The sequence below is a fragment of the Synergistales bacterium genome (genome assembly GCA_021736445.1).
Classification (GTDB): domain Bacteria; phylum Synergistota; class Synergistia; order Synergistales; family Aminiphilaceae; genus JAIPGA01.
In genome coordinates, this window is record JAIPGA010000027.1 from 1 (window position 1) to 25,126 (window position 25,126).

Annotated in this window: 26 protein-coding genes and 1 rRNA gene; 2 read left to right on the top strand and 25 right to left on the bottom strand. The window is 62.5% G+C overall.

Annotation, left to right across the window (positions count from 1 at the left end; translation table 11 throughout):
• The 25 genes from K9L28_05900 to K9L28_06020 all read right to left on the bottom strand — a co-directional run.
• Positions 1-141, bottom strand: a 16S ribosomal RNA gene (locus K9L28_05900); the annotation flags it as partial.
• Between the two features lie 201 nt (positions 142-342).
• Positions 343-1,818 (bottom strand): IMP dehydrogenase, encoded by a 1,476-nt coding sequence (gene guaB / locus K9L28_05905; protein MCF7935851.1) that lies wholly within the window; start codon positions 1,816-1,818, stop codon positions 343-345.
• A gap of 24 nt (positions 1,819-1,842) precedes the next feature.
• Complete coding sequence (locus tag K9L28_05910; protein MCF7935852.1) at positions 1,843-2,595, bottom strand: septal ring lytic transglycosylase RlpA family protein; 753 nt, start codon at positions 2,593-2,595, stop codon at positions 1,843-1,845.
• A complete protein-coding gene (ispF, locus tag K9L28_05915; protein ID MCF7935853.1) occupies positions 2,592-3,761 on the bottom strand; it encodes a 2-C-methyl-D-erythritol 2,4-cyclodiphosphate synthase in 1,170 nt (389 codons plus the stop codon). The genes K9L28_05910 and ispF overlap by 4 nt, the downstream gene beginning before the upstream one ends.
• Entirely contained in the window at positions 3,758-4,993 is a 1,236-nt protein-coding gene (locus K9L28_05920) for a PIN domain-containing protein (protein MCF7935854.1), read from the bottom strand. Before K9L28_05920 ends, ispF begins: the two co-directional genes overlap by 4 nt.
• Positions 4,938-5,558 carry a recombination mediator RecR gene (gene recR, locus K9L28_05925; protein MCF7935855.1) on the bottom strand — a complete coding sequence of 207 codons (621 nt, stop codon included), beginning with the start codon at positions 5,556-5,558 and terminating at the stop codon, positions 4,938-4,940. Before recR ends, K9L28_05920 begins: the two co-directional genes overlap by 56 nt.
• 13 nt (positions 5,559-5,571) lie before the next feature.
• Positions 5,572-5,892, bottom strand: a complete 321-nt coding sequence (locus K9L28_05930) for a YbaB/EbfC family nucleoid-associated protein (protein ID MCF7935856.1) — start codon at positions 5,890-5,892, stop codon at positions 5,572-5,574.
• A 23-nt stretch (positions 5,893-5,915) separates the two neighbouring features.
• The gene (locus tag K9L28_05935) at positions 5,916-6,380 is read right to left on the bottom strand and encodes a 23S rRNA (pseudouridine(1915)-N(3))-methyltransferase RlmH (GenBank protein MCF7935857.1); all 465 of its coding nucleotides are present in this window, start codon (positions 6,378-6,380) and stop codon (positions 5,916-5,918) included.
• A 63-nt stretch (positions 6,381-6,443) separates the two neighbouring features.
• Positions 6,444-7,076 (bottom strand): V-type ATP synthase subunit D, encoded by a 633-nt coding sequence (locus K9L28_05940; GenBank protein ID MCF7935858.1) that lies wholly within the window; start codon positions 7,074-7,076, stop codon positions 6,444-6,446.
• Positions 7,073-8,470: a V-type ATP synthase subunit B gene (locus tag K9L28_05945; protein ID MCF7935859.1), complete on the bottom strand. Its 1,398-nt coding sequence runs from the start codon at positions 8,468-8,470 to the stop codon at positions 7,073-7,075. Before K9L28_05945 ends, K9L28_05940 begins: the two co-directional genes overlap by 4 nt.
• 2 nt (positions 8,471-8,472) lie before the next feature.
• The gene (locus K9L28_05950) at positions 8,473-10,227 is read right to left on the bottom strand and encodes a V-type ATP synthase subunit A (protein MCF7935860.1); all 1,755 of its coding nucleotides are present in this window, start codon (positions 10,225-10,227) and stop codon (positions 8,473-8,475) included.
• Positions 10,228-10,237: 10 nt separating this feature from the next.
• Complete coding sequence (locus K9L28_05955; GenBank protein ID MCF7935861.1) at positions 10,238-10,510, bottom strand: hypothetical protein; 273 nt, start codon at positions 10,508-10,510, stop codon at positions 10,238-10,240.
• Positions 10,503-11,522, bottom strand: a complete 1,020-nt coding sequence (locus tag K9L28_05960; protein ID MCF7935862.1) for a V-type ATPase subunit — start codon at positions 11,520-11,522, stop codon at positions 10,503-10,505. Before K9L28_05960 ends, K9L28_05955 begins: the two co-directional genes overlap by 8 nt.
• Entirely contained in the window at positions 11,479-12,162 is a 684-nt protein-coding gene (locus tag K9L28_05965) for a hypothetical protein (protein MCF7935863.1), read from the bottom strand. The genes K9L28_05960 and K9L28_05965 overlap by 44 nt, the downstream gene beginning before the upstream one ends.
• Before the next feature lie 28 nt (positions 12,163-12,190).
• Complete coding sequence (locus K9L28_05970) at positions 12,191-12,409, bottom strand: ATPase (GenBank protein MCF7935864.1); 219 nt, start codon at positions 12,407-12,409, stop codon at positions 12,191-12,193.
• Positions 12,409-14,307, bottom strand: a complete 1,899-nt coding sequence (locus tag K9L28_05975; GenBank protein MCF7935865.1) for an ATPase — start codon at positions 14,305-14,307, stop codon at positions 12,409-12,411. Before K9L28_05975 ends, K9L28_05970 begins: the two co-directional genes overlap by 1 nt.
• Entirely contained in the window at positions 14,304-14,675 is a 372-nt protein-coding gene (locus tag K9L28_05980; protein ID MCF7935866.1) for a hypothetical protein, read from the bottom strand. The genes K9L28_05975 and K9L28_05980 overlap by 4 nt, the downstream gene beginning before the upstream one ends.
• On the bottom strand, positions 14,665-15,132 hold the full coding sequence (locus tag K9L28_05985; protein MCF7935867.1) for a CBS domain-containing protein: 468 nt from the start codon (positions 15,130-15,132) through the stop codon (positions 14,665-14,667). Before K9L28_05985 ends, K9L28_05980 begins: the two co-directional genes overlap by 11 nt.
• A complete protein-coding gene (locus K9L28_05990; protein ID MCF7935868.1) occupies positions 15,129-16,865 on the bottom strand; it encodes a WecB/TagA/CpsF family glycosyltransferase in 1,737 nt (578 codons plus the stop codon). Before K9L28_05990 ends, K9L28_05985 begins: the two co-directional genes overlap by 4 nt.
• Positions 16,866-17,025: 160 nt before the next feature.
• Entirely contained in the window at positions 17,026-18,306 is a 1,281-nt protein-coding gene (gene serS / locus K9L28_05995) for a serine--tRNA ligase (GenBank protein MCF7935869.1), read from the bottom strand.
• Between the two features lie 3 nt (positions 18,307-18,309).
• Positions 18,310-18,789, bottom strand: coding sequence for a 6,7-dimethyl-8-ribityllumazine synthase (ribE, locus tag K9L28_06000; protein ID MCF7935870.1), 480 nt, complete (start codon positions 18,787-18,789; stop codon positions 18,310-18,312).
• 53 nt (positions 18,790-18,842) lie between these two features.
• Entirely contained in the window at positions 18,843-20,069 is a 1,227-nt protein-coding gene (locus K9L28_06005) for a bifunctional 3,4-dihydroxy-2-butanone-4-phosphate synthase/GTP cyclohydrolase II (protein ID MCF7935871.1), read from the bottom strand.
• Positions 20,070-20,125: 56 nt separating this feature from the next.
• Positions 20,126-20,800: a riboflavin synthase gene (locus K9L28_06010; GenBank protein ID MCF7935872.1), complete on the bottom strand. Its 675-nt coding sequence runs from the start codon at positions 20,798-20,800 to the stop codon at positions 20,126-20,128.
• Positions 20,782-21,846 carry a bifunctional diaminohydroxyphosphoribosylaminopyrimidine deaminase/5-amino-6-(5-phosphoribosylamino)uracil reductase RibD gene (ribD, locus tag K9L28_06015; GenBank protein ID MCF7935873.1) on the bottom strand — a complete coding sequence of 355 codons (1,065 nt, stop codon included), beginning with the start codon at positions 21,844-21,846 and terminating at the stop codon, positions 20,782-20,784. Before ribD ends, K9L28_06010 begins: the two co-directional genes overlap by 19 nt.
• Positions 21,847-21,856: 10 nt before the next feature.
• Positions 21,857-23,335: an excinuclease ABC subunit UvrC gene (locus K9L28_06020; protein ID MCF7935874.1), complete on the bottom strand. Its 1,479-nt coding sequence runs from the start codon at positions 23,333-23,335 to the stop codon at positions 21,857-21,859.
• 68 nt (positions 23,336-23,403) lie between these two features.
• On the opposite strand from K9L28_06020, the gene cysS reads away from it, so the two are divergent.
• Together cysS and K9L28_06030 are read left to right on the top strand one after the other, a co-directional pair.
• Positions 23,404-24,819, top strand: coding sequence for a cysteine--tRNA ligase (gene cysS, locus K9L28_06025; protein MCF7935875.1), 1,416 nt, complete (start codon positions 23,404-23,406; stop codon positions 24,817-24,819).
• A gap of 72 nt (positions 24,820-24,891) precedes the next feature.
• Positions 24,892-25,126, top strand: a 235-nt coding sequence (locus K9L28_06030; GenBank protein MCF7935876.1) for a hypothetical protein, incomplete at its 3' end; no start/stop codon positions are given.

Below are 25,126 nucleotides of genomic sequence, written 5' to 3' on the forward strand. Positions count from 1 at the left end.
TCTCACGCGGTACTCACCCATTCGCCACTAGGTCCTGCCTTCTACATAACGAATTATGTGTCCAGCAATACCCCGTTCGACTTGCATGTGTTACGCACGCCGCCAGCGTTCATCCTGAGCCAAGATCAAACTCTCCATGAATTTCTTAAGGGCCTTTTACTGCATGCCGTATTCTCTTGCCAAGATTCCGTTGGTGCCTCGCCTTGCGGCGACAGCGAAGAATATACCATGCTTCTCCGGGCTTGGCAACCCCTGAATCGAAGCTTTTCGCAAAAAACACCAGGCTGGCTTCTCCTGACCTCCCCAGGAGGCTGCCAGAGAGGGCATAGGCCCCGCTACAAGCTATTGAGCCCAGTAGTTAGGGGCCTCTTTGGTGACGGTGATATCGTGGGGATGGCTCTCCTTCACGGAGGCTGAGGTCACCTGTACGAAGCGGCCTTTCTGCTGCAATTCCTCTATTGTGGCGGCGCCGACATACCCCATACCGGCGCGTACGCCCCCGACGAGCTGGTAGACGATCGCCTGCAGTGTCCCCTTGTAGGGGACCAGCCCTTCGATTCCTTCCGGGACGAGCTTCCCCTCGCCTTTCCCTTCCTGGAAGTAGCGGTCTTTACTCGTCCCCTCCCGCATGGCCCCGAGGGAGCCCATCCCCCGGTAGCTCTTGAAGGATCGCCCCTGATAGATCACAACCTCGCCGGGGCTCTCTTCGGCTCCGGCGAGGAGCGACCCGATCATCACGCAATCGGCTCCCGACGCAAGGGCTTTGGTAGCGTCACCGGAATAGCGTATTCCTCCGTCGCCGATGACCGTTCTCCCCCGGTCATGGGCCGTCTTCGCCGCCTGGATGATCGCAGCCACCTGGGGGACCCCGATGCCCGCCACGATCCGGGTGGTGCAGATCGAACCGGGGCCCACCCCGATTTTCACGGAATCCGCTCCGGCATCGATCAGCGCTTCCGTCCCCTCTGCGGTCGCCACGTTTCCGCCGACAAGGGGGAGATCGGGGTACTTGCCCCGGATCGTCCGGACCGTTTCGATGACGGCACTGGAGTGTCCGTGGGCGGTGTCCACGACCAGTGCGTCGACGCCGGCCTCTACGAGCGCCTCGGCGCGGTCGTAGACCTCGCCGGACACACCGATGGCGGCCGCGGCGCGGAGGCGTCCCCTGTGGTCCTTGCAGGCGTTGGGGAACTCCTTCACTTTCTGGATATCCTTGATGGTGATCAGCCCCTTGAGGCGTTCGTCCCTGTCCACAATCGGAAGCTTCTCGATGCGGTGCCGCATCAGGATATTCTTGGCGTCCTCCAGCGTGGTGCCCTCGGAGGCGGTGACCAGATTCTCCCTGGTCATCACCTGGCTGACCGGCTGGTCGTAGTTGGTGACAAAGCGCATGTCTCTATTGGTGATGATCCCCACCAGTTTGAGGTGCTGGTCGACAATGGGCACCCCCGAGATGTGGTAGTGCTCCATCAGGGTGGCCGCTTCGCGCACCCGGCTCTCGGGATGCAGGTAGAAGGGATCCACGATGACCCCGGATTCGGAGCGTTTGACCTTGTCCACCTCGACGGTCTGCTCCTCGACGCTCATGTTCCTGTGGATCACCCCGATCCCGCCCTCCCGGGCCAGGGCGATGGCGAGTCGGCCTTCCGTCACGGTATCCATGGCGGCACTGCAGAAGGGGATGTTCAGCGGGATGTCGGGCGTAAAGGAGGAGGTCGTGCCGACGGCATCGGGCACCACCTCGCTGTACCCCGGCACGAGCAGCACATCATCGAAGGTGAATCCATCGAAGGTAACGAACTTATTGGGTTCCTGCATAGGCGGTTTCGCTCCTCTCGTCGATTAGGGAGAGCTGAGATGGTCCAGTTTCCCCAGGACACGCACACGCACCCTGGCGACCCCGTGCCCCTTGATATCCAGCAACTCGGCGGCGCTCCGGGAGATATCGAAGAGCCGTCCTTTGTACCGGAAGAAGCGGTCGGTGATCCGGACGGTCACACTCTTGCCGGTTTGCGGACTGGTCAGCTGCACAAGGGTGTTGAAGGGCAGGTCCCGCGCCGCGGCGGTCAACTGTTTGTCGTCAAAGACCTCTCCGCTGGCTGTTCTGTTGCCGTTCCAGCGGGGACCGCCGTACCAGGAGACCTTTCCTTCGGTGACGGCGCTGTCGGAGATCATCGTTTCCCGTGTACAGCGGGCGTACCGCATGGCGTAGGCGGTATACAGCCGGGAGAGCCAGATGGAGGCCATGAGACGCGGCGGGGTGTTGTGATAGGTGCAGACCTGGGGCAGCGCAGGGAGGATGGGGTGATCATGAATGAAGACCCCCCACTGCCCGCTCCGATTCCGCACATGGAAGGCGCTGATCGGTATCCCCCGCCGGAAATGCCGCCGGAGCTGCTCCACTCCGGTTTCCAGCTGTGGTTTCACCGAGGCGGGGAAGGTCCCGACCAGGTACCCCTCCGCCCTGAGGGCCACCACCTCGCCGCGGTCTTCGAGGACCACCTGTGCGAAAGCCGCCGTCGGAACCGTCAGAACAGCCATACAGCACAGTACCACCACAATCGCCGGGAGATGAAAAGCTTTCGTGGTTCTCATTTCCATTCCCTCCTTTCGATGGTTGCAACCGCAGTACAGTTCATCGCTTCTCCTCTGCCGACAGCGCCGATGTGTTCGCCCGACTTGACCTTGACGTTCACTGTCCTTTCCGTCTGCCGGCTCTGCGGGCGCAGCCTCTGTTCCAGGGATCTCCTGATGGGCTCGACAAAAGCGGCAAGCTTCGGCAGCTGGGCCGAGAGCACGCAATCGACCCAGGACACGCGCCAGCCCCGTTCCCCGATGCGGGCCGCGGCCTCTTCCAGCAAGGCCATGCTGTCGGCGTCTTTGTATGCGGCCGTGCCGGCGGGGAAGAGGGTGCCGATATCCGGTTCCCCGGCGGCGCCGAGGAGGGCGTCGGCCACGGTATGCGCGACGATGTCGGCATCGGAATGCCCGCTCAGCCCCAGGGGAGAGGGAATCTCGACACCGGCCAGCAGCAGTCTCCGCTCCGGAACGAGAGGATGCACGTCAAACCCTATGCCTGTCCGGCGGACGGCGGGGGCGTACCCCTCAAGCACCTGCCACGCAAACCGCAGATCCTCCTTGCGGGTGATCTTGAAGTTGGCGGGCGCTCCCTCCACATAGGCCAGCCCCTTCCCCTGCCGGAGCCACGCTTCGGCTTCGTCGCGCAAGGGCTCGCCGGAGGCTTCCAGTGCCTCAAGCAGCGAGAGACGGTGGAAGCTCTGGGGGGTCTGGGTACACCGCAGGGCCGTCCGATCCACCACCTCGGCTCTTCCGTCCTCGCCGACCCGTTTGAGCGCATCGTTGACAGGCAGCAGGGGGACAGCCCCCCTGCTGCAGTCTGTCCGGCGGGCGAGATCGTAGCAGATCCGCAGCGGGAGAAAGGGTCGTACCGCATCGTGGATCATGACCCACTCGCAGCGCGCCGCTGCTATCCCCTTCCGGACGGAATCGCTGCGACTCGGCCCGCCGGAGGCGGTGCGAAAGGACACCGTTCCATCCGGCGGTTCGGTCACTGTACCGCTTCTTCCTTCGGGAAGAACCAGGACGCACTCCTCCACCAGCCCCTCCCGGGCCAGCCTGTCGGCTACCCGGTAGGACCACTCCCAGAGGGGCACGCCGCCCAGTTCACGGAACTGCTTGGGCTCGCCGCCCATCCGTGTTCCCTTGCCGGAAGCGACGATGACGAAGGACCAGCCGTTCATGAGGAGGTCTCGCGCTTGATCCGTCCGAAAATCATGCGGCCCGCCGATGTCTGCAGCATGGAGGTGACCATCACCTCGACACGTCTGCCGATGAGTTTCTGCCCCTCTTCAACGACGATCATCGTCCCGTCGTCAAGATACCCTACGCCCTGTTTCGCTTCCTTTCCCTCTCTGATGATATCAACCACGACATTCTCGCCGGGAAGGAGCATGGGCTTCAACGCATTGGCGAGATCGTTGACGTTCAGTACCGAGATACCCTGTATCTGGGAGATCTTGTTGAGATTGTAATCCGTGGTCAGGATCTTGCTGTCATCCATCTGCTTCGCCAGAGCCACGAGTCCTTCGTCGACGGTGTCCACCCCCAGCTCGCGGAGCGTGGTTTCAACAATCAGGACATCCAGCTGGTCGTCGATCTCCTGCAGTTCGTTGACGACGTCCAGTCCCCGTCTTCCCCGGCTCCGCCGCACGGGATCCGAGGAGTCCGCAACCCCCTGGAGCTCTATGAGTACAAAGCGCGGCAGGACCAGGGTCCCTTCAAGGAAGCCCGTCTTGGCGATATCCAGAAGACGTCCGTCTATGACCACGCTGGTGTCGAGGATCTTCATGACCTCTTTCGGAGCACCCTCGGGGCTGGGTTTCCCCTCTTTGCCGCGCTTTCCGACGGAAAACCGGAATCTCCCTTTCAGCTCGCTCATGCTCCCCAGCATGCTGAGGATGTCGTCACGCCGCTTCCAGAAGACACGAACACCGATATATCCGAGCGTCAGATTCAATAAAACCGCTATATACATACCAATAACCGGGAAGTCGGCAAAGGGAAGGGCGATCAGATTGGCGACAAGCAAGCCGATAATGAGGCCGATAATGCTCACGGAGATATCTGCCCAGCTGACGATCTGCAGATGCCGTTCGGTAAGACTTCCTATTCCCAATAGGGCCTTGAGAAAGAGCGGAGCGCACAAAAACCCTATGCCTGCAACCAGAACGATGGTCGCCCCCGTAACGGCAAGCATTGCGGGAACGCCACTCCAGGGCCAGAAGTCCTGCTGCATCAAAAACCGGGCGAGCTGGTACCCCGCTATGCCGCCGAGCAGCGCAAGCAGAGCACGCAGGATGCCCCGGAACACACCGAAAAGTCCTGGTTCAGTCAAAGGCTTCACCCCCTTTTTTTCGTTACGCCCTGGGGCCTTGACGCCGGGACACTTCGGCGCGGGACTCCATGGCCGCATGCAAGGTCACCCTGTCCGCGAATCCGATGCTCCCCCCTACGGGAAGCCCGTAGGAGAGCCTCGTGACGCGTACGGGTTCATTGGCCAGTGCCTCCATGACAGCGAAGAGTGTCAGGTCACCCTCAACCTTTGGATTTGTGGCGATGATCACCTCCTTTGTTTGCCATTCGTCGATACGGGATCGCAGTCGTTCCAGGGCACCTTCCGGCAGTTCCTCATCCTCAAGCGGGGAGATCCTGCCCCCCAATACAAAGTATTTCCCCTGGAAGACACCTGCCTGTTCGATACTGATGAGATCCTCCACTGTCTCCACCACGCAGAGTTCCGCACCGTCCCGGAGCGGGTCGCGGCAGATCTCGCAAACCTCCTGCTCTGTCAGGTTGCCGCACTTGGGGCAGGGGTGGAGGCGCTCCCTCACCTCCTTCATCGCGTCGGCCAGCTCCCGGGTAAACCCCGGAGAGCGACGGAGCAGGTAGAAGGCCATACGACGGGCGCTCTTCCGCCCCACTCCCGGAAATTTGGCAAACAGCGCAGTCAGGTGTTCAAGCGGTTCGGGAAGAGACATCCCTTCTCCCGTTCTACATCGTCAGGCCGGGGATGTTCATTCCGCCCATCGCGCCGGAGACCTGGCCCATCCGCTCCTGGGAGAGTTCCTTGCTCTTTTTGAGGGCATCGCTGACGGCGGCCAGGACCAGATCCTCGAGCATCTCGCTGTCCTCGGGATCGATCACATCCGGGGATATGGTCAGATCCACCAGGTCCCCCTGACCTGTGGCGATGGCCTTGACCATACCGCCGCCTGCCGCGCCCTCCACACGCTCGTTCCCCAGTTCTTCCTGGATCTTCCCCATCTGGGCCTGCATCTGCTGCGCCTGCTTCAATAGCTTGTCCATCTTCACGGTTCCCCACTCCTTTGCTTTTGCTAATGATGATAGCCGGTTCCACGGTGTATCGTCGACGCCCTGTAGAGCTGTTCAAAGAGGACCACAGCCGCCAGTTCGTGCGGAAGCGTACATCGTGAAAGCGACAGCTCTTCCTTTGCGCGTTCCCGCACCGCCTCCGAAACGCCGTAGGCCCCTCCTATACAGAGAACAAGCCGCCCCTCCGCTGTTTCCAGCCGACGAAAGAGCCAGGAGGCGAACTCTTCACTGGTGTACTCCCTGCCTGCTTCGTGGCAGAGGATCACGGTGTCCCGCTCCCGAAGAATGCCCATGATGCGGTCCCCTTCTCTGGAGACCATCCGGCCCGGCGCACCGCTTCCCTTCTCCTCGGCGACACACCGCCATTCTACGGGCAGCACCCTTCCGCACCGTTTCCGGTACTCCTCGCATCCCTGGCGGGCCCAGCGTGTCCTGGGCCTGCCAACGGTAACGACCGATAGCTTCACGACGACAACCACTCCCCGGTAGGGTAGCAAATATGCGATCACGATGCCAAATTGTCTGCACACCTAGCCCGTCTGTTGCCCGGCACGCTTCCTCTTGAACTTCTTGAGCGTGAAACGCTCCTGCCGCTCCCGCTCCTGGAGGATATCACGGATACGTTTGTACTCGCTTTGGAGGGAAGGGTAGATGACATACTCCAGATTGTTGAGCTTGCGCATGGTTTTGGCAAGCTCGCGCTCAAGGGCGTCGATACGGACCTTCATGTTGATGTAGTCCCACAGCAGGGTGTCCGCAGCGCTCAATTCGCTGAGCAAATCGTCCATGTGCAGGGAGGAGAGAGCGGGGTCAGCCAGAAGCAGCTCCTCCTGATCCGAAGGCTGTTGCGTCCGGGCAAACTGCGGATAGGAGCATCCCATAAGACTGTGCCGGCTGCTGGAAAGCCGCAGGGGTCTGCTGCTCGACCGGATGAGCGTCAGGGTAGCCTCTCCTTCAAAGAGCCGCACCAGGGTGAAGGGAAAAGCGATCCGTTCACAGGCTTCCTGAAACCGCCTGGAGAGTTCGCGAAAGGCACGCCTGTCTTTTTCCAGCGCCTGAAGAAGGGCATCCCGCTTCTTTTCCAGGAGAGACATGCCGCCGGAGATGGTTTCCATCTGCTGTTTCAGGGCAAGAAGCTGTTCTCTTGTCGGTGGGGCGCTCATTCAGAATGCCCCTCTTCAACGGAAAAGAGGTCATCCAGGAAATCACCCGGCAGTTTGTAGAGCTCCTCCCTGGGCAGACTGCGGAGACACTGCTTCGCAACACGCAGCGACTCCTGGAGGGTCCGTCCGGATTCCTTCTGGTCCACAAAGAGATCGTTGAATAACCGGCCGAATTCGAGATACCGATGCTCCACCGCCGACAGGCCGTCGTCTCCCACGATGAGCTTGAGCCGCTCCAGCTCTCTTGCCCGTGCGTAGGCGGCATAGAGCTGATCGGCCACAGCCCGGTGTTCGGGGAAGGTCTTGCTCTTCCCGATCCCCTTGTTCATGAGCCGGCTCAGACTGGGGAGCACGTTGACCGGCGGCAGAACCCCCCGCTCGTGGAGATTGCGGTCCAGCACGATCTGTCCTTCGGTGATATAGCCTGTGAGGTCCACCACAGGGTGGGTCATATCGTCGTCCGGCATCGTAATGATCGGGATCTGGGTGACGCTCCCCTTGCTCCCCCGGATACAGCCGGCCCGTTCGTAGAGGCTCGCCAGATCGGAGTACATGTACCCCGGGAAGCCCCGACGGCCGGGTATCTCCTCCCGGGAGGCACTCACCTCACGCAGGGCATCGCAGTAGTGCAGCATGTCGGTGAGCACCACAAGCACATCGTAGCCTTTGGTAAAGGCGAAGTACTCCGCTGCGGTCAACGCCATCCTGGGCGTCAGGAGCCGCTCCACCGCAGAGTCGGCGGCCAGATTGACGAAAAAGATCCCATTGGCCAGTGCCCCGGTCTCGCTGAAATGATCCAGATAGAATCGGGCCTCGCGCCGGGTGATGCCGATCGCCGCGAACACCACAAGAAAGGGGGTGTCCCGTCCCGGAACCTGTGCCTCGGAGGTGATCCTGGCGGCGATCTCGTTGGCCGGAAGCCCGGCACCGGAAAAGAGGGGAAGTTTCTGGCCCCGCACCAGCGTATTCATCATGTCTATCGTCGAGATGCCTGTTTCGACATAGTTGTCGGGGCCCTGTCTGCGATGGGGATTGATCGGCAGTCCTTCCACCGAAAGCCACTCCTCGGCGAAGCCGACCCCCTTGCCGTCCTGGCGCCGGCCGCGGCCGTCGAAGACATTGCCGAGCATCCCCGGCCCGACAGGCAGTTTGAGGACATCCCGCTCCAGCCATACCGTTGCGGCCTTTCTGCGGATCCCCATGGTGCTGCCGAATACCTGGACAATACAACTGTCTTCGTCGGTCTGCAGGATCTGCCCTGCAAGGGCTCCTTCGTCCGTTTCGATTTCCACAAGCTCTCCGAATCCGGCGTTTTCCACATTCCGGAGAAACAGCAACGGGCCTTCGATGCGCTCCACCGAGTCATAGCCCTCCCTGTAGAGCGCCTTCCGGATGGTCACGACGGGATCACCTCTGTTTCCTGGAGCTGTTGCCTGAATTCTTCAAGCCAGTTCGCCGAAACGCTCTCCAGCCGGGCCGCATCGAGTTCACGGAACCGCAGGAATTCCCTGCGCATCTCCCCGGCGGGAACCTGTTCGAAGAGGAGCCCTTCCCCTATGCGGTGTTCAACAGTGCGGTGCAGCTCCATGAAAAAGGACAGCCAGAGCTGCTGCTTGCGGGGGGAACAGTAGGCATCGCTCATCTCAAAGGCATTCTGCTGAAGAAAGATGGAACGGAGGAGTTCGGAGAGGTGGAGCACCCACTTGTCCGATTCCGAGAGGCCATCGCGGCCCACAAGCTGGACAAGGTCAAGGAGTTCCTTTTCGCGATTCAGTGTGGTCCTCAAAAAACTCTTCTGTTCCCTCCAGCCGGACTCCATGTTGTGGTCATAGTACCCGCGCAGATCCTCTTCGAAAAGGGAGTAGCTGCTCCGCCAGTTGATCGACGGGAAGTGGCGCTGTTGCGCCAGGCTCTTGTCCAGAGCCCAGAAGGCCCCGGAGAGCCGGAGGCTCGCCTGGGTCACCGGCTCGGAGAAGTCGCCTCCCGGTGGGGACACGGCGTTGATGACGGTTATGGAGCCCTCCCGTTCGGGGCTTCCGAGGCAGCGCACCCGCCCTGCCCGTTCGTAATACTGGGCAAGACGGGAACCCAGATATGCGGGGTAGCCCTCCTCCCCCGGCATCTCTTCCATCCGCCCGGCGATCTCCCGGAGCGCCTCGGCCCAGCGTGACGTCGAATCGGCCATGATCGCCACATCCCTGCCGAGATCACGGAAATACTCCGCGATGGTCATGCCGAGATAGATACTCGCCTCCCGGGCGGCCACCGGCATGTTGGAGGTGTTGGCGATCAGCACCATGCGTTCCATCAGGGAACGCCCCGTATGGGGGTCCTCCAGCTCGGGGAACTCCTCCAGGACCTCGGTCATCTCGTTCCCACGCTCACCGCATCCGATATAGACAATGATGTCCGCATCGCACCACTTGGCAAGCGACTGCTGGGTCACCGTCTTCCCGGTGCCGAAACTCCCCGGGACAACGGCCGCTCCTCCCTTGGCTACAGGAAAGAGGGTGTCGATCACCCGCTGCCCGGTCACCAGGGGGGTCTGCAGATGCAGCCGCTCCGCTGCAGGTCGGGGCTCGCGTACCGGCCAGGTCGTGGAAAGGGAAAGCGATGTGTCGTCAACCGTAACGACTGTCTCCGTCACCCCAAGCTCCGCCTGGGGGGCGATCCACCGCACCTCCCCCGGCTTCACCCGAGGCGGGATATGGATAGGGTGCGTCCCCGCTCCCTCCTGCACCTCTCCGATACAGTCGCCGGGTTCCGCCGCATCACCTGCGTTGACCCGGGGCATAAAGGGAAAGCTCTCCCGGGAACTGATGCTCTCCAGGTGTTCGCCGCGGGGGATGAAGACGCCCTTTTCGCCCAGCGTGGCCAGCGGCCGGCCGATGCCGTCCAGGACCTTTCCAAGCAGTCCGGGGCCGAGCCTCACGGTGAGCAGCCCTCCGCTGAACAGCACCCGCTCGCCAACCGTCACCCCATCGGTGTTTTCGTATACCTGGATATCCACCTCGTCGCCGCGTATCCGGACGACCTCACCCATCAGCTGCGCGTCACCTACATAGGCGACCTCGTACATCCGCACCGGGCCGGCCGCCTTGCCGCGCACCACAGGTCCGGAGACCGCGCGGACAGATCCGATATGCTCCATAGCGTACCCCTTATTCCTCCACGTTCTGCCTGTATATATCCGGGAAGGGAATCCAGCTCGGCGCCGCGAGCGATTCGATACGCCGCTTCCACAGGGCGGGCACCCGCTCGTACCAACCGGCTTCCACAATGACCAGTGCTACATCGGAAGCGGTCAGCTCGTTCCAGAGAGAGGGGAGATCCGCAGGGTCTTCGCAGAGTTTCGGCTCGAAACCCTTGATCGCCCACAGATCGGTGAAGATTTTTCTCCCCGCCACCAATGCTCGGGTGCGCTCCTCATGCATTGCCCGGATTCCTCCCTACGGGGACAAGAAGGGCCCGTATCTGCTCTTCGGTGTGTCCCATGACGATACCCACGGCAATGGTTGAGAGATTCTGCCACTCCACAAGCTGCCTCGCCACAAAGCCGATCAGCACGTCGATACCCAGCGGGTCACCCCGGAAGCAGGTTATCTGCCAGCGCCAGAAGGCCACCTGCATCCGCCGCTGGAATACGGGAGCCGGAGGGTTGTCGTCGGTACGCACCTTGTTCCATGCCGTTCCCGCGATGAGCGACTGCACGTCATCGAACCGCCGCAGCCTCTCGGGGGGAAGGCTCTCCCCGCCGGGGAGGAACCGCTCTTCCGTCAGTTCTTCTCCGGATGTGACAGCACGGAGCCAGATACCGGTATTCCAGAGATCAACAAGGCGCCCCAGATAGCCGGCCACCAACTCGCCGTTGCGCGAGGGATATGCTTCCACCCTTTGCAGCAGGAACGCAAGGATACCTCTGAGCAACCGCCGCTCCGCCTGCACCAGCGTCCGGTGTCTCAGCAATTCGCGCACGGCGTCGCCCAGGGCATCGGTGAGGGGGGTCCCAAGTCCTCGGCAACGCTCTTCGAGTTCCACCTGGTCATCGCTCTTCCACAGATCCCGGCACACCTCTTCGGACACCAGCCCGTACTGCATCCAGAGCGGTGCCTCCCGCTGACCGGAGCGCGGTACGGAAAAGGTGCGCAACAGCAGGCGCAGATTGTGGATATCAGCCCGCGCGAAGAGGACATCGAGCAGCTGCCGGGGCTCCCCATCGGCGATTCTGCGGATCAGCTGAAAGGTATCGGCGGTTCCCAGGGCCAGGGCGAGCTCTATACGGCGCAGAGACGATGCCTCCCGGCTCACCAGCTCTGTTCGGAAGGCTTCACCGTAACGGCTCTCCAGCAGGGAAACCTCGAACTGCCGCAACCCGAAACCGGAAAACCGCCGGAACGCGCTGTCATCCAGAAAGCCGCTCGACCGACCGCGAAGGATGGCGTTCATATACCCGTAGTTCTCGGGAAAACCGGTCCACCTCCTGCAGGTACGGCTCAACGCACTGCCCAAGCTGCTCCAGAAGCTCCGGTCCGAGCTGTCGCCAACGTGTGGCCAGTCTGTTGTCGATGATACGCGTCTCTGTCTCCGCGTCGAAAACAAGGCAACCTCCCCAGGGGTGATCGATCTCTTCCCGCACCGTCTCCACCTCGTCGAATTCCTGCTGCAGCGCGGACAGACCAGGGGGAACCCCGGCGATACAAGGGGTCCGGAGGGCATCCACCGCCTCCCGAAGCAGCGCCCGGTGCAGTGCGTACCACGATGCCGGGGACGCTTTCACAGAAAGGAGCTTCGCTTCGACAGTGCGGCTCACCGTGTCCTGAAGGGTACGCGCCTGCTCTGCCACCTCTTCGCGATAGCGTTGCAGCAAAAACCGCTTGACCTTCAGTAACCGCCGCTGCCGCTCCTCTGCAATCTCTCTCCGCCCGCTCTCAATCTCCCCTTCCACGAGACGGCGGCGCTCCGCGATCCGGTCGGAGAGGCGCTCCTCCATTGCGCGGCGCTGCGTTTCGTACCGTTTTTCATATTCCTGGCGGAGCGCTTCAAGAAACTGGCGGAACTGCCCGTCCGTTCTCTCCTCTTCGCTCATGGTTCACCTCCAACCGAAGAGACAGCCTCTAGGCAAACCGAAGAATCAACATGATGGCGACCACAAAGCCGAGGATAACCATTGTCTCCGGAATCGCCTCGAGAACTACCATGACACCGGCGGTTTCGGGTTTCTCCGCTACAGTGCCCGCTCCGGTGCTTCCGATCTTGGCCTGGGCATAGGCTGTCGCCAGCGCCGGAATCCCGACAGCAAGGGCCGCCGCAAATGCAATGAGGGCTTTTTCCATCACTGTTTCCTCCTTTTGGAAAATGGTTTGTAGGCTGTTCCTCCGGTTGAATAGAACTTGCCGAAGAATTCAACATAGTGCAAACGGGCGGAGTGCAGTCCGGAACCCGCCAGGGCGAGGACAAAGTTGAGAAGATGGAGGACCACCGCCAGGAAGAGACCCAGCAGGGAGATGCCGAGAACATCGACAAAGGTGGAAGCCACCATGGCGAGGATCGCCGAGGAAAGGCCTATGGCGGCAATCCGGACATAGCTGAGCACGTTGCCGACGGCCCCGAGCATCTCCACGACACCGCCGACACCCCCGGCTACGGTGAGCAGCACAAACCCCACGATCACAAAGGAGAGCGCCACGCTGAAGAGCCCCGGGGGAAGCCATCCCTTGATCACCACGAGCAACGCGATCAGGCCGAGGAAGATCAGCAGATCGGCAAGTTTCTCCAGCCAGTGGGACCGTTCTCCGAAACGGATCCCCTCCACGACGCCGAGGAGCAGTCCAAGCAGGATGTGTCCCAGGCCCAGCACAATGGTGAAGATCATCACAGGCATAACGGCGTGGGCCCGTTCCACCCAGAGCGGATGAAGCCCCAGCAGCCTGTGGCCCAGATCGCCGAAGAGCTCGCCGTACAGGAAGCCCCAGAAAACGCTCCAGGCGGCGATATGCATGAGAATGACACCGATCTCGGGGACATAGCGCCTTCGGGTTCCTTTTTTCCGCAAGAGCGCTCCGATGACGCCGATGATCGCCCCATACCCGGCGTCACCCACCATACAACCGGAAAAGAAGGGAAAGAAGATCCCCATGAGGATCGTCGGGTCGACGCCCATGTACCGGGGCGAAGGCAGGAGTCGCAAAAAGAGTTCGAAGGGTCTGAAGGGAGCCGGATTGATCAGCGCCACCGGCACCTCATGCCATTCGTCGCTCTCCGGATGCCGCCAGTAGATAAAGAGCTCATCCTGAAAGCGGCATTTCAACGCTTTTGTGGCTTCTTCAAGGTGATCCTCGGGGATCCAGCCTTCCAGCTGGAACATGCCCCCCTCGGGGACAATGGTGTCCTCCAGTCGGGCCGCCTCCGCCTGCTCCTCCGTAAGGATATAGAGTGCCCCAAGGCGCGGTCCCCATTCCCGGCGGGTCTTGTCCAGCTCTCCTTCCACTTCCTTGAGCCGTTTGGGAACCCAGTCCATGCCCTTTTCCACAGCCTGGATGGAATCGAAGACATGGCGTTTCTCGAAGGCATGCGGAGGACGCCAGGCCACCGCATCCTCCTCCCTCATCACCTCTTCGACCTCGCCCCTGGCCTCACGGGGGACACTGAGCGAAAGCAGGACATTCTCACCCGACACCGCCGCCTTATGGTAGCGCACCGATGCCCTTTCTCCCCGTTTGGACCCCTCGCGCTGGACTGCGCTGCGCAAGCGGGGCAGCAGCGTCTTCACCCGGGACGAGCCGACCCACCACAACGAGAGGTCACGTCCCTCGGTGCGCTCCTCCTGGAAAAAAGGGAGGACGTGTACCACATTGTGGTGGACCTGCCGCAGGGTCTGCAGCGTCCGCTGCAGGGAATCGCGCTCCTCCAGCAGCTCCGAGAGACGTTCCCGGAAGGACTCCAGGCTCCGTTCAAGCTCCCGGGCCGCCCCTGCACCCAGGGAACCGATCCGTGCCTCCACCCGTCTGAGATAGTCGTCGCTCAAGGAATCCCAGTCGTCCCAGGAGAGGGCTTCCAGCATGCCCCGGATCCTCGCGGAAAGCAACACCAGACGGTGGCTCTCCTCGCGGGAGATCACCTCGGCCGGGGCCAGCTCCGTATGGAGTACACCCAATTCGTGGAGCTGATCCACCAGCTCTCCTTTGATACTCGTTACGCCCCACAGGGAGAGGCGCAGCATACGCCGGATCACGAGCTCCCGTCGCTCCCTTCGTACTCCGGAAGAAGACGGGTGAGCATGTTACGGGAGATGTCGTCGACACCACAGAGGCCGGCGACACTCTCCCTGGTTTCCTCCAGTTTCCTCTGGAGTTGTGCCTCGAGGCGCGCGCGCTCCTCCTCGATCCCCCGCTCCATATGAGCGTGTTCTTCCCTGAGCTCCCGGTAGGTGTTGCGGGTCATCTCTTCCAAACGCTCCATGCCCTGGGCTTCCTCCCGCTCAAGCTCTTCCAGGCGCCTCTGGTGGATACCCTCGAGACGCTTCCGTTCCTGTTCCAGCTCCCGCTGGATGGACGTTTCCTGCTCCGCGGCAGTGGGTTCCACTCCCTGTCTATCTTTCATTGAAAACCTCAGCCTCCATCATAAATTCGCAGAAGGCCCCACGGTCGATCACGCCGGCAAGGCGGTGTCCGTCCTCCACAACAGGGAGACGCTTGATGCGCTTGCGCAGCATCAGGTCGGCCACGGTCATCAGACTGGTCTGGGGGTGGACATAGATGGGATCAGAGGTCATGAATTCCTCCACCAGCCTTCCACCAAGCATCTTGAGGCGATCGAGGAGATTCCCCTCCGAATCGTCGAGGAAGGAGCTCTGCGCAAGCACCTCAAGGTAGGTGGGCACCGATGCGTGGAGGATATCGCTCTCCGAGATGAACCCCGCCAGAATCCAGTTGTGGCGGACCACCGGCACACCGCCGATTCTCTGGGTATAAAAAACACGGACCGCGTCAATGATCAGGTCATCAACCGCAAGGGCCGTGAGGTCGCGCATCATCAATTGGGAAGCAGTGGTGTTCACGTTTTCCCTCCGCCCTTATGTAGGATTCCGATTCGCGTCGCCAGCACAGCCAGAACAAACAGGGGAAGCCGGCTCATCCGTCTCCACCGCCAGGGCTCCTGGAATAACCGGTAGAGCCACTCGCAGCCGAGCTTCTGCCACATCGCCGGCGCCCGCCGCAGCTTTCCGGAGATAACATCGAAACTCCCCCCTACTCCCATACCAACCATATCTCCCAGTTCGTCGATATGCCGGTACAACCAGATATCCTGCCAGGGCACCCCCAGGGCCACAAAGAGGATGTCGGCCCGGGAGTCCCGGATTCGCTCCACAACCTCGTCGTTCTGCTCACTGGGAAAGTATCCGTTGTAGGTACCCGCCACAGCGAGCCCCGGATAGCGTTCCTGAAGGCGCTCCCCCGTCGTTTCGGCGATGCCCGGCTCGCCTCCGAGGAGGAACACCGACCACCCTTCCGTGGCGGCGATACGGCAGAGGCGATCCATAAACTCGACACCGGCGATACGTTCGTGCAGGATATACCGGAAGGCGCGGAGCGCCCACACCAGACCCATCCCGTCGGGGAGGGAGAGGTCGGCGCTCTGGAAGACCCGCCGCAGCCGTCTGTCCTGGAGACAGGCGTACACCGCCAGGGCATTGGGGGTGACGATGCGGCGAGGGCCCCGTTCCCCGGCGTTGAGCCAGGAACGCACCTTGGCGAGGGCATACTGTACGGAGACGTTGTCGATGGGCACCCCCCAGATCACCGGACGGCGCGGACAGAGAGGAGGGCTGGTCTGGGTCTTCAGATGGAGCAGATAGGCGCCCGAGGCGGCCAGAGAGCTGCCGGCCACCAACAGCCCCTGGGCATCCGGGCGGAGCTGGAGCGCCGCCGCGGCTAAGCCGAGAGCGCCACAGAACAGCGCCACCGCCCGTACGGCGGCGGGATGGTCCACCCCTTTCCCGAGAAGATGACGGTAGAGGCAGAGCGTGCCGTCCCTCCTGCCCGGGAGGGCCCGGCTGATGGCATTCAGGGAGGTCTCGAGGAAGGGGAGTGCGAAGAGCCCCACCGGAAGCAGAAAGATGGTGGTGAACGCCACGCTCTTACTGACGCCGAGCATGGAGGTGCCCGCCAGCAGGGTTCCCCAGAGCGCCGAGAGAGGTTGCCCGAGACGCCTGAACATGTGACCGTGCCGGCTCCAGAAGACCGCCAGCAGGATGAGCCCGCTGACGCTCAGCAGGAGCGAGCCGCCGAAGCCCTGCATGGAAAAGAGGGTCACGCCGACCAGAAGAAGCCATGTCATGGCAAGCAGATGCGCCGCCATCCCCGAGATCTGGTCGAGTTCCTGGACGAGCAGCGGGAAGAGGCCGCCCCAGAGCGCGGTGACCAGCATGGAGGCCCAGGGGGAAAGGTAGAGGTATTCGCCGCCGGGAAGCCCGATGAAGGAGATCCGGGGCCCAAGGACGGCAAAGAGGAGGCCGATGACAAGATAGAGAAAACGGATGTTGGCCCTGGAAAACCGCTGCACCAGACCGATCAGCGTGGCCACCACCGCAATGGCGACGACATGGCGTGCGTCGCCGCTGGTGGACCAGAATCCGATGATACACCATGCCCCCAGCAGCAGCAGATCCCGCATGTAATCGAGCTGGTCCTGCTGCAGGTGCCGGCGGAGCATCTTCTGGACCACCAGGCACGCCAGCGCCACAGAGAGACTGATTGAAAGACCCGCCAGTAGTGTTATGTCAGAGAACATGCCTTCCCTCCATGAAAGATCCGCTCCATCCGGCAGGGCACCACGTTACAGCCACAACAGATGAAGAAAACGTGTAGGATACGTTTCCGTCAGAAGCATTGTACCATGGAACCCTGCCTGTTCCACGTTTTTCCTCGAGTGCCGGAGCGGCGGGACCCCTCTAGGCCGGGGCGGAAAGGACGCTAACGCCGCCCATATAGGGAACAAGCGCCTCGGGGAGATGCACATTCCCCTCCCGGTCCTGCCTGTTTTCGAGGATCGCGATGAGACACCGCCCTATGGCGATCCCGGAGCCGTTCAGGGTGTGGACGTAGCGGGGCTTGCCGCCGCCCTTCGGTCGGTATCGGGCGTTCATCCGACGGGCCTGGAAATCCTCGCAATTACTGCAGGAGCTGATCTCCCTGTACCGCTCCTGCGAGGGGAGCCACACCTCGATGTCGTAGGTCTTGGCTGCGGCGAACCCCATGTCCCCGGTGCAGAGGGTCACCACCCGGTAGGGAAGCTCCAGAAGCTGCAGCACCCGCTCGGCATTGCCGGTGAGGCCTTCCAGCTCGTCGTAGCTTGTCTCCGGCGCGACCACCTTGACCAGCTCCACCTTGTCGAACTGGTGCTGCCGGAGCATCCCCCGGACATCCTTGCCGTGGCTGCCCGCCTCCTTGCGGAAACAGGGTGTGTAGGCCGTGAGATAGAGGGGGAGCGTTTCCTCGCTGAGGATCTCCTCCCTGTGGAGATTGGTCAGGGGAACCTCCGCCGTCGGGATCAGCCAGAGATCCTCCTGCCTGCTCCTGTAGAGATCGTCGGCGAATTTCGGGAGCTGTCCCGTCCCGAACATGGTGTCGCTGTTGACCATGAAAGGCGGCTGGCATTCGGTATAGCCATGCTCCCCGGTGTGGAGATCGAGCATGAAGTTGATCAGCGCCCGCTCGAGCCGGGCCGCATGCCCACGCAACACGGTAAACCTGCTCTGTGCCAGCTTGACACCCCGCTCGAAGTCGAGGATACCGAGGTTCTCGCCGATCTCCCAGTGGGGCTTCGGCTCGAAGGAGAAGCTCGGCGGGGTCCCCCAGGTCCGCTCCACCGGGTTGTCCTCCTCGTCATGCCCCACCGGAACCGTTTCGTGGGGCCTGTTGGGGATCTCCACAACCATCGCCCGGAGTTCTTCCTCGACGGCAGCCAGTTCCTCATCCCGGCTCTTGATCCGCTCGCCCAGGGCCCGCATCTCCTCCATCAGCGCCGTGGCGTCCTCGCCGTTTTTCTTCGCCCGACCGACCTTCTTGGAACCCTCGTTCCGCCTGGCGCGCAGCTCTTCCAGCTCGCCCAGGATCTCGCGCCGCCGCTCGTCACGCCCCATGAGCAGGTCGAGGGGGAATCCCTGATTCCGTTTCGCAAGCAGGTTGCGAACGTCGTCGGTATGCTCCCGAATCCACTTCATATCAAGCACAGTCTATTCCTCCTTGGCTCCTCGGACTTCCTGCATCAGGTTTGCCATCTCCAATGCCGACATGGCCGCCTCAACACCCTTGTTGCCGGCCTTGCTGCCGGCCCTGGAGAGAGCCTGGTCCAGGGTATCGCAGGTCAGGACCCCGAAGGCGACCGGGACACGCTGCTCCATACCGATATGGGCGAGTCCCTTGGAGACCTCGGAAGCCACATAGTTGAAATGGGGTGTGTCTCCCCGAATCACCGAACCCAGGGCGATGATAGCGTCCTGCTTCCCCTGCAGAGCGAGCTCCTTGACAATAAAGGGGAGCTCCCATGCTCCCGGCACCCAGTAGACGGCGAGATCCTGATGCCTCACCCCGTGTCGGAGCAGTGTGTCCTTCGCCCCTTCCAGGAGTCGCGAGGTGATGAGTTCGTTGAAACGGGAAACGACAAGCGTGAATCGCAATCCGGCCCCTGTCAGGGCCCCTTGAACAACCTGCATGGCCTCTCCTCCTTGTGGTATCGGTGTCCGCCTCTCGGGACGGTGTCGGAGCGCTACTTGTGCAGTATGTGCCCCATCTTGTCGCGTTTCGTATGGAGATAGTACTCGTTGTGGGGATTGGGGGGGATCTCCAGAGGGACACGGCCGGTCACCTCCAGCCCGTACCCTTCCAGCCCGACGATCTTCCTGGGGTTGTTTGTCATGAGACGGATCCGTTTCAGTCCCAAATCGGCCAGGATCTGGGCCCCCAGACCGTAATCCCGAAGATCGGGATCGAAACCCAGAGCCTGATTGGCCTCCACGGTGTCCATCCCTCTCTCCTGCAGCTCGTAGGCCTTGAGTTTCGGCAACAGGCCGATCCCCCTGCCCTCCTGACGCATATAGAGCACCACGCCCTCCCCCTGCTTCTCGATATACTCCATGGAGTGGTGCAGCTGGGGACCGCAGTCGCAGCGGAGCGAGCCGAAGACATCGCCTGTCAGGCACTCGGAATGGACCCGCACCAGCACCTCCCTGTCCGGCTCCGACCAGGGATCACCCTTGACCAGGGCCATGTGGAGCTTCTCCGTGCCGTGCTCCAGCAGCGACCGGTAGGCATAGGCCGTGAAGTCACCGTAGGCTGTGGGGAGAGAGATGGTGGAGACCCGCTCCACCAGCTTGTCCCGCTGATGCCGGTACCGGATGAGCTGCTTGATGGAAAAGATCTTCAGGTCGAAGCGTCGGGCGAACTCCCAGAGGTCGCCCAGCCGGGCCATCGTCCCGTCTTCGTTCATGATCTCGCAGATCACCGCAGCAGGGGGGAACCCCGCCAGTCCGGCCAGATCCACGGAGGCCTCGGTGTGCCCCGCCCGTTTGAGCACCCCGCCCTCCCGGGCGATCAGGGGAAAGACGTGGCCGGGGCGACGGAAATCGTCGGCACCGCTGCTCTCCTCGGCAAGAAACCGGCAGGTCAGGGCGCGGTCGGCTGCAGAGATGCCGGTGGTGGTGCCTTCCTTCGCATCCACCGAAACGGTGAAGGCCGTCTGCATCCGGTCGGTGTTGTCCTGCACCATCAGTTCGAGTCCGAGCCGCTGCGCCCTGTCCAGCGTCACCGGCGCACAGATCAGACCCCGCCCATATTTTGCCATAAAATTGATGGTCTCGTCCGAGACCTTGTATGCCGGAATCACAAGGTCTCCCTCGTTTTCCCGGTCTTCGTCGTCCACGACGATGATCATCTTCCCCCGGCGCAGCTCGTCGAGGGCTTCCTCTACAGAACAGAATGTTGCTTCGGAATGCATCGATCCACCTCTTTCGGTTCCATTTCACGTGCTGTTCCCGTTCTTCCGGGGCAGCACTATACCCATCCGTATCGCTGGAGGTCCTCCCATCCGATGGTGCCCCCGCCGGTGTTCTCCCTGCCGGCAGCCGGAAGGTCGCCGGCCTTTCCTTCGAGCAGCGAGGCCACATACTTCCCCAATATATCTGTTTCCAGGTGGAGGCGGTCACCCGGGCCGACCCGGCCCAGCGTGGTCTCCGCCAGTGTCGTGGGGATCACCCCCACGCTGAAGGCCACCCCGCTCCTGGCGGCCACAGTGAGGCTCACCCCATCCAGGGCCACCGATCCCTTCTCCACTACCAGCGGCACAACACGCTCCGGCGCCTGGCATTCGATCAGCCGGCTCCTCCCCCAGGGCAACACGCTCCGAACGGTCACCAGGGTATCCACATGACCGGTGACCAGATGTCCGTCCAGCCTTCGTTCCAGGGTCAGCGACCGTTCGAGGTTCACCGCCTCCCCGGGACGGACATCGCCCAGTCGGGTGCGCTCCAGTGTTTCGGGCATCATCTCCACGGCGAAGTGATCCGCACCGGTCTCCACTACGGAGAGGCAGGCGCCGGAGACGGCGACGGACTGCCCGTGGACGAGCATGCCGGCGAACCCGGGGGCCCCGATCCGGAGAAGGTGGACATCCCCCTGCCGGGTGCAACCCTCCACTCTCCCCACCTGCTCTATAAGCCCGGTGAACACGACAGCACCCCCTCAACAAGGAAATCCCGTCCCACAGAGGAGACACGAGGTTCCAGGAGTTCGATCTTCTCCTCCAGGCAGGAACAGCGGAATCCCCCGCGGAGGGAGCGCCCCGCACCGAGCAGCGACGGCGCGACAAAGAGCGCCACGGCGTCGGCGCAGCGCTGCCGCAGGAAGGAGCCGATCACCTCGCCGCCCCCCTCGACCAGGAGATATTGTACCCCCCTCCCGGCGAGAGCCGAAAGGAGAGGAGGGATCGAAAGACCGCGGTCATCAGACGGGAGGGGAAGGATCTCGAAGGGGAAGCCCTCCCTGTCCTCCCGGGAGGCCGCCTCGTCGCTGCAGGCCACCACGGTCCGGGGGTTTCGGTATACCTGTTTTGCAGGCGTAATGCGAAGGCGGGAGTTGAGCACAACAGGAAGGGGCGAGGGGCCGGCGCACTCCCGCACGGTGAGCGAGGGATCGTCCTGCTCCACCGTTTCCCTCCCCACAAGCAGGGCATCCTGCTCGGCCCGGAGGAGATGCGCCATCCGGCGCGCCTCCGGACCGGTGATCCACTGGCTCCTGCCGTCGTCCAGGGCGATGGTCCCGTCCAGTGTGGCGGCGGCCTTCAGCGTCACCCAGGGTCGGTGGTGACGGCAGCTGTGGAAGAAGCCCCTGTTGATCCAGGCGCACTCCGACGCCAATACACCCTCTGTCACCTCCACCCCGCCGCTGCGGAGGATATCGTTTCCGCGGCCGCAGACGCGGGGATTGGGGTCGCGGGTCCCCACAACCACCCGGGACACCCCGGCCTCGACAAGCCGGGGGGCACAGGGCGGCGTCCGCCCGTGGTGCGAACAGGGTTCCAGGGTGACATAGGCGGTCGCGCCGGCGGCTCCTTCGCCGGCCATCCGCAAGGCCTCCACCTCTGCGTGGTCCCCGCCGCAGCGCCGGTGGTATCCCTGGCCGACCACGGCATCCCCGGCCACAATGACACAGCCCACCCGGGGATTGGGGCGGACCGCACACCCTCCTCTGTGAGCGAGGGAGAGCGCCCTCCGCATGTAGTATTCGTCAACGCTTTTCCGTCTCAGTCTCCACCTCTCCCCTCAACGTCCGCCGGATCGTCGCGGCCAGCGTCCTGCCGATCCCCGGTACCGACGCGATCTCCTCCGCCTCGAGCGTGGAGATCCGCTGTACGCTGCCGAAGGTTCCCAGAAGCCGGGCGGCACGCTTCTTCCCCACACCGGGGATCTCCTCCAGAGCGGAACGGCGGAGTCTGCTGTCCCGCCGACTGCGGTGGGCCCCCACAGCATAGCGGTGGGCCTCGTCGCGGACCTGCTGCAAGAGCCGGAGGGCGGCCCCGCCTTCCGGCAAGGCCAGCGGCGGCCGCCCGGCCTCGCTATAGACAAGCTCCTCCCGTTTCGCCAGAGCCACCGAGGGGATGTCCTCGATCCCCAGAGCCTCCAGCGCTTTCCTGGCGAAACGCAGCTGTTGCTCGCCGCCGTCGATGACAATCAGCTGGGGAACCGGCTCGTCGCCCTGCAGGACATGCCTGTAGCGCCGGGAGAGCACCTCTTCCATGCTCCGGAAGTCGTCGATTCCTTCCACGTCCCGGACGGCGAATTTCCTGTACAGCGATGCGTTGGAACGTCCCTGCTCGAAGACCACCACCACACCGTAGGTCTCCCCGCCGGAGAAGTGCGAGATATCGAACCCGTCGATTCTCCAGGGGAGTGTCTTGAGTCCCAGAGCGCTCTGCAGCTCCTGCAGGGCATCCCACATCTCCGGGCTGAGCTCCCCGTCCGCACCCCGGCTGGTGCGCTGCCGGGTGTACCGCCAGATGGCCCTGATGGTATCACGGATCCGCCCCGCCTCTTCAAAGGCAAGCTCCGAAGCGGCCCGTTCCATCCTGGCTCTGAGGCGTTCCACCAGTTTCAGGGTCTGGCCCTGCAGCAGCAGAATGACATCGGCCACACGTTCGCCGTATTCCCTCTGGCCGCACTTGCCGGCACAGGGCCCGAGGCATCGCCCCAGGGCGTACTTGACACAGGGACGGTTGCGGGGACGGCTCGGGTCGATGTCCCTTGTACAGGTGCGCAGGGGGAAATAGCGTTCGGTCAACCGGAGGAGCTGCCGCACCTCCGACACCCGGGTGAAGGGACCGAAATACACCCCCCCGTCATCGGAATGGTGTCGGGTGACCACCACCCGGGGGAAGGGCTCGCTGGTTACCTTGATATAGGGATAGCGCTCCCCCATTTTGAGTTCCACGTTAAAGAACGGCTGATACCGCTTGATGAGCTTCGCCTCCAGGACAAGGGCTTCCACCTCCGATTCCGTCCGGATCGTGGAGATATCCTCGATGAGCGAAACAAGCTTCCGCAGGCGGGGGGAGGCGAAACCACTCCGCCGAAAATAGGAGGCGACCCGCTTTTTCAGCGACTTCGCCTTGCCCACATAGAGCACCCGGCCCTCTCCGTCGTGCATCAGATAGACCCCCGGCCTGTCGGGATAGGACCTTGTTTTTTCCAGCAACTCGCTCCGTTCCATACTCGCCACCTTCACTTTTCGCCCGTAAGAGTATAGGATATCATGAAGACAGTCGGGAGGTGTGTTGCATGCCACTTGTACTCTTCAATGACCTTACCGGGAAGAAAGAACCCTTTGTTCCCCTCCAGGACGATCACGTGGGTTTCTACGTCTGCGGCCCCACCGTCTATGATTATTTCCACATCGGGAATGCCCGCCCCTTCATCCTCTTCGATGTCCTCCGGAGATATATGGAGTACCGGGGATATCAGGTCACCTATGTGGAAAACTTCACCGATATCGACGACAAGATGATCAACCGGGCCAGGGAAAAGGGGATCTCGGTGAACGAACTGGCCGAACGCTTCATCCAGGCCTACAGGGAAGACGCCGAAGCGCTGGGTGTCCGTCCCGCCACGATCTCCCCGCGGGCCACGGAGCATATCGAACCCATTATCCGTCTCATCGGGAAAATCCTCAATGCTGGGCATGCCTACGAGGTGGACGGCGACGTCTACTTTTCCGTCACCAGCTTTCCGGAGTACGGCAAGCTGGCGAAGCAGGACCTCGACGAACTCCAGTCCGGCGCCAGGATCGAGGTGGATCCGAGAAAGGAGCACCCCCTGGATTTCGCGCTCTGGAAGTCGGAGAAACCCGGCGAACCCGCCTGGGAAAGCCCCTGGGGCCGCGGCCGGCCGGGCTGGCACATCGAATGCAGCGCCATGTCCATGGAATACCTGGGGGACACCCTGGATATCCACGCCGGCGGCAGCGACCTGATCTTTCCGCATCACGAAAACGAGATCGCCCAGGCGGAGGCCGCAACAGGACAGCCCTTCGTCCAGTACTGGGTCCATAACGGATACCTGATGATCGACAAGGAGAAGATGTCCAAATCCCTGGGCAATTTCATGACCGCCAGAGAGGCGCGCAAGGTCTACTCGCCGCTGGCCATCCGGCACTTCATGCTCAGCGCGCACTACCGTTCGCCGCTGAACTTCTCCGACGAGGGGCTGCAGCAGGCCACCTCGGCCGTGAACCGGCTCCGGAACTGCTGGGGCGACCTCTGCGAGGCCCTGGACAGGAACAGCGAAAGCCGGGGGCCGGACGCCGGGCTGCGCCATGCCGTCGACGCGGCGAAAACCCGTTTCCTGGCGGATATGGACGACGACTTCAACAGCGCGGGCGCCCTCGGTGCGGTCTATGAATGTGTCCGGGCGGTCAACGCCCACCTGCAGCACAGCCCCTACGATATCGAAGGCCTCCGGGAAGCACTGCGGTTCCTCGAGGATGTGGAGGAGATCATGGGGGTCATCGGCATCGAGGCACTGAACGAAGAGGGAAGATGCGACGATACCTACATTGAGCAGCGTATCGCCGAACGCGAACAGGCACGCCGGGAGAAGGACTACGCCAGGGCGGACCAGATCCGCGACGAGCTGCTGGAACAGGGGGTCGTCCTGAAGGACACCCCCGACGGGACACGCTGGACGCACCAGCGGTAACGGCACCTTCCCCGGCCGTTCCGTCATGCGGCCGGGGACCACCGCAGAGATTCTTCTCGAGGAGATGGTGGAATGGGGACAGGAAGTCAGGAGATCATCAGCAGGCGTGCCTTCTCGGTCACGAGGCAGGGAGAAGAGCTCTACCTGACTGTGGGAGGACAGGTTTCCGCCACCCGCATCATTGAGGAGCTCACCAGAGAGATCCCCGGCGTAACGCCGGACATCCAGTCGGTGATCTACGCCATCAACACCGGCACCCCCACACCCGTGGGCAGCCTGGCCCCCGGGGTGGGGGGGGCCGGGCTCC

Excerpts from the sequence above, each read along its gene's own strand:
- guaB (MCF7935851.1), bottom strand. The coding sequence starts at position 1,818 with ATGCAGGAACCCAATAAGTTCGTTACCTTCGATGGATTCACCTTCGAT.
- K9L28_05910 (MCF7935852.1), bottom strand. The coding sequence starts at position 2,595 with ATGAGAACCACGAAAGCTTTTCATCTCCCGGCGATTGTGGTGGTACTG.
- ispF (MCF7935853.1), bottom strand. The coding sequence starts at position 3,761 with ATGAACGGCTGGTCCTTCGTCATCGTCGCTTCCGGCAAGGGAACACGG.
- K9L28_05920 (MCF7935854.1), bottom strand. The coding sequence starts at position 4,993 with ATGCGGCCATGGAGTCCCGCGCCGAAGTGTCCCGGCGTCAAGGCCCCA.
- recR (MCF7935855.1), bottom strand. The coding sequence starts at position 5,558 with ATGTCTCTTCCCGAACCGCTTGAACACCTGACTGCGCTGTTTGCCAAA.
- K9L28_05940 (MCF7935858.1), bottom strand. The coding sequence starts at position 7,076 with ATGAGCGCCCCACCGACAAGAGAACAGCTTCTTGCCCTGAAACAGCAG.
- K9L28_05950 (MCF7935860.1), bottom strand. The coding sequence starts at position 10,227 with ATGGAGCATATCGGATCTGTCCGCGCGGTCTCCGGACCTGTGGTGCGC.
- K9L28_05955 (MCF7935861.1), bottom strand. The coding sequence starts at position 10,510 with ATGCATGAGGAGCGCACCCGAGCATTGGTGGCGGGGAGAAAAATCTTC.
- K9L28_05960 (MCF7935862.1), bottom strand. The coding sequence starts at position 11,522 with ATGAACGCCATCCTTCGCGGTCGGTCGAGCGGCTTTCTGGATGACAGC.
- K9L28_05965 (MCF7935863.1), bottom strand. The coding sequence starts at position 12,162 with ATGAGCGAAGAGGAGAGAACGGACGGGCAGTTCCGCCAGTTTCTTGAA.
- K9L28_05970 (MCF7935864.1), bottom strand. The coding sequence starts at position 12,409 with ATGGAAAAAGCCCTCATTGCATTTGCGGCGGCCCTTGCTGTCGGGATT.
- K9L28_05980 (MCF7935866.1), bottom strand. The coding sequence starts at position 14,675 with ATGAAAGATAGACAGGGAGTGGAACCCACTGCCGCGGAGCAGGAAACG.
- K9L28_05990 (MCF7935868.1), bottom strand. The coding sequence starts at position 16,865 with ATGTTCTCTGACATAACACTACTGGCGGGTCTTTCAATCAGTCTCTCT.
- ribE (MCF7935870.1), bottom strand. The coding sequence starts at position 18,789 with ATGCAGGTTGTTCAAGGGGCCCTGACAGGGGCCGGATTGCGATTCACG.
- K9L28_06005 (MCF7935871.1), bottom strand. The coding sequence starts at position 20,069 with ATGCATTCCGAAGCAACATTCTGTTCTGTAGAGGAAGCCCTCGACGAG.
- ribD (MCF7935873.1), bottom strand. The coding sequence starts at position 21,846 with ATGCGGAGGGCGCTCTCCCTCGCTCACAGAGGAGGGTGTGCGGTCCGC.
- K9L28_06020 (MCF7935874.1), bottom strand. The coding sequence starts at position 23,335 with ATGGAACGGAGCGAGTTGCTGGAAAAAACAAGGTCCTATCCCGACAGG.
- cysS (MCF7935875.1), top strand. The coding sequence starts at position 23,404 with ATGCCACTTGTACTCTTCAATGACCTTACCGGGAAGAAAGAACCCTTT.